Annotated in this window: 2 protein-coding genes and 1 pseudogene; all 3 read right to left on the bottom strand. The window is 51.9% G+C overall.

Annotation, left to right across the window (positions count from 1 at the left end; all coding sequences use genetic code 11):
• Nucleotides 1-45 precede the first annotated feature (45 nt).
• Nucleotides 46-246: a hypothetical protein gene (locus RT018_RS15755; RefSeq protein ID WP_312943257.1), complete on the bottom strand. Its 201-nt coding sequence runs from the start codon at nucleotides 244-246 to the stop codon at nucleotides 46-48.
• Between the two features lie 15 nt (nucleotides 247-261).
• Entirely contained in the window at nucleotides 262-750 is a 489-nt protein-coding gene (locus tag RT018_RS15760) for a hypothetical protein (RefSeq protein ID WP_312943258.1), read from the bottom strand.
• Nucleotides 731-1,404, bottom strand: a pseudogene (locus RT018_RS15765) (hypothetical protein); the annotation flags it as partial. The gene RT018_RS15760 and the pseudogene RT018_RS15765, both read right to left, overlap by 20 nt.

A 1,404-nucleotide genomic window follows, 5' to 3' on the forward strand; every position in this document is an offset into this window, starting at 1 on the left:
AATGGTTTACAGGCAATCAGCAAGAGGTCTTTATCCAATGTCGTCTTAAAGCAGCCCGCGTTTTTTATTTCTCCAGTTAAGAGCAATGTGCGAGGAATACATCACATCCTCCATGACCTTGTCCGCGTCCTCTTTGGAAATCTCAATCTCCACATATTCCTCTGCAAAGTGCCCCACATCAGTTAAAAGATAGTATTTTCCATCTTTTAATACAATCCTCTCATTTTGCTTTTCAAAAATAACCATCAATATATCCCCCTTTTATTTGATGGGCATCACCGTATAATTACCCGGTTGAACCTGATCAATCACAGCCTCTGGAACCCCGCGCGTCGTATACCCACCGGGCAGCCAATTCTCATTGGCACCACGCTCATTCCCGGTAGGCATCCGCAAACCTTGCGGCTTTGCAATATCAATTCGCACCGGAGTGTCTCCCAACGTTCCTCTTTCAAGTCCCAGAAAATCCTCTAAGAGCTTGACGTCTCCATTGGCTTTCTTAAGCAAGTCATCAACGACTGATGTGGGCATAACATATGTTCCTTCCGACGGACCGATCGTATCGTACTTTAAGGATGCCTGTATTTTGGTCACCCCGCTTTTAAACCGGGATAGATGATGGTCAATATATTCCTTTGTAAGATAAGCGGCGGGCGCTGGACGCTGCCCGTTGGCCATCTTAATTATATCATCAATTTGCGCCCGTGTCAGCCCCGCGTTTCGGACAATATCATCCACATCGTCCGCCAACGTACCGCCTGCGCGCAGCGCGTCGTCCCCGCCGCCGGTGAGGATGCTTTTGACGTTGACCGCCGTTTGGTAGGCCGCGTAGACGGTAAGCGCCGTGCCGAGGATATCCAGCCACAACAAATCCCCGCCATGTGCCGCTGACAATTCCCAATGTCAGCCAGTCCATAAAGCTGCCAAGGCTATTCCTCTTGTTTTCACCCCGTGCCGCCTGCGCGTTCAGCAGATATCCGATGAGGTCCCTTGCATCTTGCGCCAACCCTGTAAAATAGGACGCGGCCGCAGCCGCAAGGTCATAGCCGCCAATCCCTTTTGGGTGACTGAGATCCATCACCATACGGCCATCGGGAAGAGAAACTCTGGTAAGATGTGCGGGCGTAATATTTACCGGAAAGGCATCGTGGTCCAGAAGAAAGACTCCGCCGTCTTCGCCGCCTTTTGCCCGCGCAAATGCCTCCATGAATCCCTGCGGGCTGGCACGGTAAATCGCTTCCATGCGGGAATCCATGGCCAGCAGCTCACACTGGCAGTTTCCGTGGATGGGTGGGATCGGGACTTCTCCCAGAGAAAACACCTGTCCATGATAAGAAAGGCACCGTTCGCAGGTATTCGGCCCCCGCTCACTGAGGAACAGATAGCGCGAGTAGCCCTGCCTTT

The organism is Oscillibacter sp., assembly GCF_032060045.1.
Lineage (GTDB): Bacteria > Bacillota > Clostridia > Oscillospirales > Oscillospiraceae > Oscillibacter.